Below are 6,196 nucleotides of genomic sequence, written 5' to 3'. Positions count from 1 at the left end.
TCGAACAGCCCGGCGCGGGTCAGGTAGGCGGCTTCGCGCACCCGGGCGATCTTGGTCGGGGTGTGGAACAGGGTGTGGGCCACCTGGCAGGCGACCATGTTGGTCTCGTCGCTGTTGGTTACCGCCACCAGCATGTCGGCGTCGTCGGCGCCGGCCTGGCGCAGCACCGTCGGGAACGAGGCGCGGCCCTGCACGGTGCGGATGTCCAGGCGGTCGCCGAGGTCGCGCAGGCGTTCGCCGTCGGTGTCGACCACGGTGATATCGTTGGCTTCGCTGGCCAGGTGTTCCGCCAGCGTGCCACCCACTTGCCCGGCGCCGAGGATGATGATTTTCATCCAGTCACTCCCTTAAAACCGTTTAGCCGCGAGCTGCGGCGATCTTGATCAGCTTGGCGTAGTAGAAGCCGTCGTGGCCGCCCTCTTGCGCCAGCAACTGGCGTCCGTGGGGCTGCTTGAGGCCGGCGGCAGGCTGCCCCAGTTGGCCGCCGATGTCCAATTCACGAGCCCCCGGGGTGCGGGCCAGGAAGGCCTCGATGACCTCGGTGTTCTCGGTGGGCAGGGTCGAGCAGGTGGCGTAGAGCAGGATGCCGCCCACTTCCAGGGCCTGCCACATGGCATCCAGCAGTTCGCCTTGCAGTTGCGCCAGGGCGGCGATGTCTTCGGGCTGGCGGGTCAGCTTGATATCCGGATGGCGGCGGATCACCCCGGTGGCCGAGCATGGCGCGTCCAGCAGGATCCGCTGGAACGGCTTGCCGTCCCACCAGGCCTGGGTGTCGCGGCCATCGGCGGCGATCAATTGGGCGTCGAGCCCCAGGCGGTCGAGGTTTTCCCGTACCCGCACCAGGCGCTTGGCCTCCAGGTCCACCGCCACTACGCCGGCCAGGGCCGGTTGCACTTCGAGGATGTGGCAGGTCTTGCCGCCCGGGGCGCAGCAGGCGTCCAGCACCCGTTGCCCCGGCGCCAGTTCCAGCAGCTCGGCGGCCAGTTGCGCGGCCTCGTCCTGCACACTGATCCAGCCTTCGGCAAAGCCCGGCAGGCTGCGTACATCCAAGGCTTCGTCGAGGACGATGCCGTCCTGGCTATAGACGCAAGCCTTGGCCGCAACCCCCGCTTCGCTCAACAGCTTCAGGTAGGCATCGCGGGAGTGATGCCGGCGGTTGACCCGCAGGATCATCGGCGGGTGGGCGTTGTTGGCGGCGCAGATGGCTTCCCACTGCTCGGGCCAGAACGCCTTGAGGGATTTCTGCAACCAGCGCGGGTGTGCGGTGCGCACCACCGGGTCGTGCTCCAACTCGGCCAGCAGCGTTTCGCTTTCGCGTTGGGCGCGCCGCAGCACGGCATTGAGCAGGGCCTTGGCCCAGGGCTTTTTCAGCTTGTCGGCGCAGCCCACGGTTTCACCGATGGCGGCGTGGGCCGGAACCCGGGCGTAGAGCAACTGATAGAGGCCCACCAGCAGCAATGCTTCGACATCGGCGTCGGCTGCCTTGAACGGCTTCTGCAGCAGCTTGGCCGCCAGCGCCGACAGCCGCGGCTGCCAGCGTGCGGTGCCGAAGGCCAGGTCCTGGGTGAAGCCGCGATCCCGGGCCTCGACCTTGTCCAGCTGGATCGGCAGCGAGCTGTTGAGCGAGGCCTTGCCGTTGAGCACGGCAGTCAGCGCCTTTGCGGCGGCCAGGCGCGGGTTCATTGGGCGTCCGCCGTCTGGCCGAGGACGGTGCCGATGGCGAATTTCTCGCGGCGGCTGTTGAACAGGTCGCTGAAGTTCAGCGCCTTGCCCCCGGGCAGTTGCAGGCGGGTCAGGCACAGCGCCTGCTCACCGCAGGCAACGATCAGGCCGTCCTTGCTGGCGCCGAGGATTTCCCCCGGCGCGCCCTTGCCTTCGGCCAGGGTGGCGGCCAGCACTTTCAGCGCTTCGCCATTCAAGCTGCTGTGGCAGATCGGCCAGGGGTTGAAGGCCCGCACCAGGCGCTCCAGTTCCACGGCCGGGCGGCTCCAGTCGATGCGCGCCTCGTCCTTGTTCAGCTTGTGGGCGTAAGTGGCCAGGCTGTCGTCCTGGACTTCGCCTTCCAGGGTGCCGGCGGCCAGGCCTTCGATGGCTTGCAGCACTGCGGGCGGGCCCATCTCGGCCAGGCGGTCGTGGAGGCTGCCGCCGGTATCTTCGGCGCTGATCGGGGTGCTGACCTTGAGTAGCATCGGCCCGGTATCCAGGCCGGCTTCCATGCGCATCACGGTCACCCCGCTTTGCGCGTCACCGGCTTGCACCGCACGCTGGATCGGCGCGGCACCGCGCCAGCGTGGCAACAGCGAAGCGTGGCTGTTGATGCAACCCAGGCGCGGAATATCCAGCACCGCCTGGGGCAGGATCAGGCCGTAGGCCACCACCACCATCAGGTCCGGCTTGAGCGCTGCCAGTTCGGCTTGAGCCTCGGCATTGCGCAAGGTCGGCGGTTGCAGCACGGGGATGTCGTTTTCCAGAGCAAGCTGCTTGACCGGACTGGGCATCAGCTTCTGCCCGCGCCCCGCCGGACGGTCCGGCTGGGTGTAGACCGCAACGATCTGGTAAGGGCTGTCGAGCAGGGCCTTGAGGTGTTCGGCGGCGAATTCGGGGGTGCCGGCAAAGACGATGCGCAGTGGCTCAGTCATGGGAATTCTCGATGTTAAACATGCGGAAAAGAAAAAGGCTTGCCGTAGCAAGCCTTTGCAAGACGGTCATCAAGCCTGCTGGCGATGCTGCTTTTCCAGCTTCTTCTTGATCCGGTCACGCTTGAGCGTGGACAGGTAGTCGACGAACAACTTGCCGTTCAGGTGGTCGCATTCGTGCTGGATGCACACGGCGAGCAAACCTTCGGCGATCAGTTCGTAGGGCTGGCCGTCGCGGTCCAGGGCCTTGATCTTGACCCGTTGCGGGCGGTCGACGTTTTCGTAGAAGCCCGGTACCGAAAGGCAGCCTTCCTGGTACTGGTCCATCTCGTCGGTCAGGGCTTCGAACTCGGGGTTGATGAACACCCGTGGTTCGCTGCGGTCTTCGGACAGGTCCATGACCACCACGCGTTTGTGCACGTTGACCTGGGTCGCCGCAAGACCGATGCCTGGGGCCTCATACATTGTTTCAAACATGTCGTCGACCAACTGACGCACTTCGTCGTCCACTACGGCCACTGGTTTGGCGATAGTGCGCAGGCGCGGATCAGGGAATTCGAGGATGTTTAAAATGGCCATAAGCGTAATTGCTACACGTGTGAAGTAAGGGCGGAGTCGGCGTCCGCGCAGGTTCTGGACCTGGGCCGCCGGTGCAAAACGTGCTCTGGGATGGAGCGAGCCGTGCAGGCTCTGGCGTTTCACGCGAACGCACATAATAAAGGGATTCAGCCCATGAGGAAATCACTGTTCGCCCTGCTGCTGGCGGGCTGGACCGCCATCGGCCAGGCCCAGGTGCAACTGCGGGACAGTTATCCACAGCACTATCGGGTGCAGCCGGGCGATACCTTGTGGGGCGTCGCCAGCCTGTATCTGCAGCAGCCCTGGCAATGGCGCGAGCTCTGGCCCGCGGGCTTCGCCGGGCAGATCTTCCCTGGTGACCGCCTGCAACTGGTGCGCAATGACGGCCCGCCACACCTGCAGCTGGAGCGACCAGCGGCTCCGCCGACGGTCAAGCTCGCGCCCCAGGCCCGGCGCCTGCCCCCTGCCCCGATTCCGAGCATTCCCCTGCAAGCGATCAGCAGCTTCTTGCTGGACAACCGCATCGTCGATCAGCCCGGGGCCCTGGAGCAGGCGCCGTATATCGTGGCCGGCGAGGGCGAGCGGGTGCTGGGTGGCATGGGCGACCGGCTTTTCGCCCGTGGCCGGCTGGACCCTGAGCAGCCGGTCTATGAGCTGTTCCGCCAGGGCAAGGTCTACCGCGACCCCCTGAGCCAGGAACTGCTGGGGGTCAACGCCGACGCCATCGGCAGCGCCCGGGTGGTGGCGAGCGAAGGTGACCTGGCCACCCTCGCCTTGCAGAGCAGCAACCAGGAAGTGCGCCTGGGTGATCGCTTGCTGGCCGCCGATACCTCGGGGTTGCCGGGCTCCTTCAACCCCAGTGCCCCGCAACGGCCGGTGGAAGGGCTGATCATCGACGTGCCCCGAGGGGTCACCCAGATCGGCGCCCTGGATGTGGTGACCCTCAACCGCGGGCGCCGCGACGGCCTGCTGGAGGGCAACGTACTGGCGGTGATCAAGACCGGTGAAACCGTGCGCGACCGGCAAACCGGCGAGCCGCTGAAAATCCCCGACGAGGCGGCCGGCTGGCTGATGGTGTTCCGCAGCTACGACAGGCTCAGCTACGGATTGGTACTCAAGGCCACGCGTTCGCTGGCGGTGCTGGACAAGGTCCGCAACCCCTGAGGGAGATCTTTCCTCAACAAGTTACCAACAGAGTTATCCACAGCTTGTTCCAGCTCAGGCTGGAGCCCTGACGATCAAGGATGATCCATGTTGAACTCGATGAGCGGCAGCATTTCCCCGGCAGAACTGGAAGCTCGATTGCGCTTGCACGTCCTGCCCGAACTCGGGCCGATGCGTTTTCAGCGCCTGCTTCAGGCATTCGGTTGCGCTTCTAAAGCACTCAGTGCCCCGGCCAGTGCCTGGCGTTCCCTGGACCTGCCGCCGGCCTGCAGCGAGGCCCGGCGCAGCCCCCAGGTGCGCGACGGCGCCCGTCGCGCATTGGCCTGGATAGATAGCCAGGCCCAGCATTTGCTGATGTGGGACCAGCCCGGCTACCCGCCCTTGCTGGCGCAACTCGAGGATGCGCCGCCGCTGCTGTTCGTGGCCGGCGACCCCTCGATTCTCGAACGGCCGCAGTTGGCGATGGTGGGCAGCCGTCGCGCATCGCGACCGGGGCTGGACACCGCCGGGGCCTTTTCCCGCAGCCTGGCCCGTGCCGGTTTTGTCATCACCAGCGGTCTGGCCCTGGGCATCGATGGCGCTGCCCATCAGGCGGCCCTGGATGTTGGCGGGCGCACCGTGGGCGTGCTGGGCACTGGCCTGGAAAATTTTTATCCACAGCGGCACCGGGCCCTGGCCAGGGCCATGATCGACCAGGGCAGCGCGGTGGTTTCCGAGTTCCCGCTGGACACCCCGGCGCGTGCGGAACACTTCCCCCGGCGCAATCGAATCATCAGTGGCCTGGCCCTGGGCGTGCTGGTGGTGGAGGCCAGCGTCGCCAGCGGTTCGCTGATTACCGCGCGGCTGGCGGCGGAGCAAGGCCGCGAGGTGTATGCCATCCCCGGTTCTATCCACCACCCCGGTGCCCGGGGTTGCCACCAGTTGATCCGCGACGGCGCGGTGCTGGTGGAAAGCGTGCAGCACATCCTGGAGACCCTGGCCGGCTGGCAGAACCTGCCGCCCAGCGCCTCGCTGCCGACAGCGGCCTGTACCCACCCGTTGCTGGCCTTGCTGCATGCGGCGCCCCACAGCAGCGAAGCCTTGGCCAGCGCCAGCGGCTGGCCCCTGCCCCGGGTGCTGGCGGCCCTGACCGAGCTGGAGATCGAAGGCCGTGCGGTCCATGAAAATGGGCGTTGGTATGCGCGTCTGAGCTAGGTTTTATAAGCAGGATCGGTAAACTGCGCACAGCTTTTATCTGGAGAGTCGGCAATGGTCAGCAGTTGGCGCGTGCAGCAAGCCGCACGAGAGATTCGCGCAGGGGCGGTGATTGCCTATCCAACCGAAGCGGTCTGGGGCCTGGGGTGCGATCCGTGGAATGAAGAGGCGGTGGATCGCCTGCTGGCAATCAAGTCACGGTCGGTGGACAAGGGCCTGATCCTGATCGCTGACAACATCCATCAGTTCGATTTCCTCTTCGAGGACTTCCCGGACACCTGGATCGATCGCATGTCCAGCACCTGGCCGGGGCCCAATACCTGGCTGGTGCCCCATCAGAACCTGTTGCCCGAGTGGGTCACCGGGGTCCATGACACGGTGGCGCTGCGGGTCAGCGACCATCCGCTGGTGCGTGAGCTGTGCTCCCTGGTGGGCCCGCTGATTTCCACCTCGGCCAACCCCCAGGGGCGCCCGGCGGCGCGCACGCGGCTGCGCATCGAGCAGTATTTCCGTGGGCAACTGGATCTGGTCCTCAGTGGCAGCCTGGGCGGGCGCAAGAACCCGAGCCTGATCCGTGACCTGGCTACCGGCAAGGTAGTTCGGCCTTCCTGAAGCGCTTCGCC

At 66.2% G+C, this 6,196-nt stretch carries 7 protein-coding genes; 3 read left to right on the top strand and 4 right to left on the bottom strand.

The window, feature by feature from the left end; all coding sequences use genetic code 11:
• The 4 genes from F6S12_RS29005 to def form a co-directional block, all read right to left on the bottom strand.
• On the bottom strand, positions 1 to 335 hold a 335-nt coding region (locus F6S12_RS29005), incomplete at its 3' end, for an NAD-binding protein (protein WP_315869631.1).
• 22 nt (positions 336 to 357) lie between these two features.
• Positions 358 to 1,683, bottom strand: a complete 1,326-nt coding sequence (rsmB, locus tag F6S12_RS29000; RefSeq protein ID WP_011058409.1) for a 16S rRNA (cytosine(967)-C(5))-methyltransferase RsmB — start codon at positions 1,681 to 1,683, stop codon at positions 358 to 360.
• Positions 1,680 to 2,639, bottom strand: coding sequence for a methionyl-tRNA formyltransferase (gene fmt / locus F6S12_RS28995; RefSeq protein ID WP_011058410.1), 960 nt, complete (start codon positions 2,637 to 2,639; stop codon positions 1,680 to 1,682). Before fmt ends, rsmB begins: the two co-directional genes overlap by 4 nt.
• 69 nt (positions 2,640 to 2,708) lie before the next feature.
• Entirely contained in the window at positions 2,709 to 3,215 is a 507-nt protein-coding gene (def, locus tag F6S12_RS28990) for a peptide deformylase (RefSeq protein ID WP_011058411.1), read from the bottom strand.
• Between the two features lie 153 nt (positions 3,216 to 3,368).
• Here def and F6S12_RS28985 point away from each other — a divergent pair, with 153 nt between their 5' ends.
• From F6S12_RS28985 to F6S12_RS28975, 3 genes are all read left to right on the top strand, one after another.
• The gene (locus F6S12_RS28985; RefSeq protein WP_123431151.1) at positions 3,369 to 4,379 is read left to right on the top strand and encodes a LysM peptidoglycan-binding domain-containing protein; all 1,011 of its coding nucleotides are present in this window, start codon (positions 3,369 to 3,371) and stop codon (positions 4,377 to 4,379) included.
• A gap of 87 nt (positions 4,380 to 4,466) precedes the next feature.
• On the top strand, positions 4,467 to 5,573 hold the full coding sequence (gene dprA, locus F6S12_RS28980) for a DNA-processing protein DprA (RefSeq protein WP_315869630.1): 1,107 nt from the start codon (positions 4,467 to 4,469) through the stop codon (positions 5,571 to 5,573).
• A gap of 54 nt (positions 5,574 to 5,627) precedes the next feature.
• Positions 5,628 to 6,185: an L-threonylcarbamoyladenylate synthase gene (locus tag F6S12_RS28975; RefSeq protein WP_011058414.1), complete on the top strand. Its 558-nt coding sequence runs from the start codon at positions 5,628 to 5,630 to the stop codon at positions 6,183 to 6,185.
• Positions 6,186 to 6,196 lie beyond the last annotated feature (11 nt).

The organism is Pseudomonas sp. JV245A (assembly GCF_032424515.1).
GTDB lineage: Bacteria > Pseudomonadota > Gammaproteobacteria > Pseudomonadales > Pseudomonadaceae > Aquipseudomonas > Aquipseudomonas protegens.
The sequence above is the reverse complement of the archived record's forward strand: the minus strand, read 5'-3'. Positions and strand labels throughout refer to the sequence as shown.

Coding starts and splice junctions, on each gene's coding strand:
- F6S12_RS28975 (WP_011058414.1), top strand. CDS start 5,628: ATGGTCAGCAGTTGGCGCGTGCAGCAAGCCGCACGAGAGATTCGCGCA.
- dprA (WP_315869630.1), top strand. CDS start 4,467: ATGTTGAACTCGATGAGCGGCAGCATTTCCCCGGCAGAACTGGAAGCT.
- F6S12_RS28985 (WP_123431151.1), top strand. CDS start 3,369: ATGAGGAAATCACTGTTCGCCCTGCTGCTGGCGGGCTGGACCGCCATC.
- fmt (WP_011058410.1), bottom strand. CDS start 2,639: ATGACTGAGCCACTGCGCATCGTCTTTGCCGGCACCCCCGAATTCGCC.
- def (WP_011058411.1), bottom strand. CDS start 3,215: ATGGCCATTTTAAACATCCTCGAATTCCCTGATCCGCGCCTGCGCACT.
- rsmB (WP_011058409.1), bottom strand. CDS start 1,683: ATGAACCCGCGCCTGGCCGCCGCAAAGGCGCTGACTGCCGTGCTCAAC.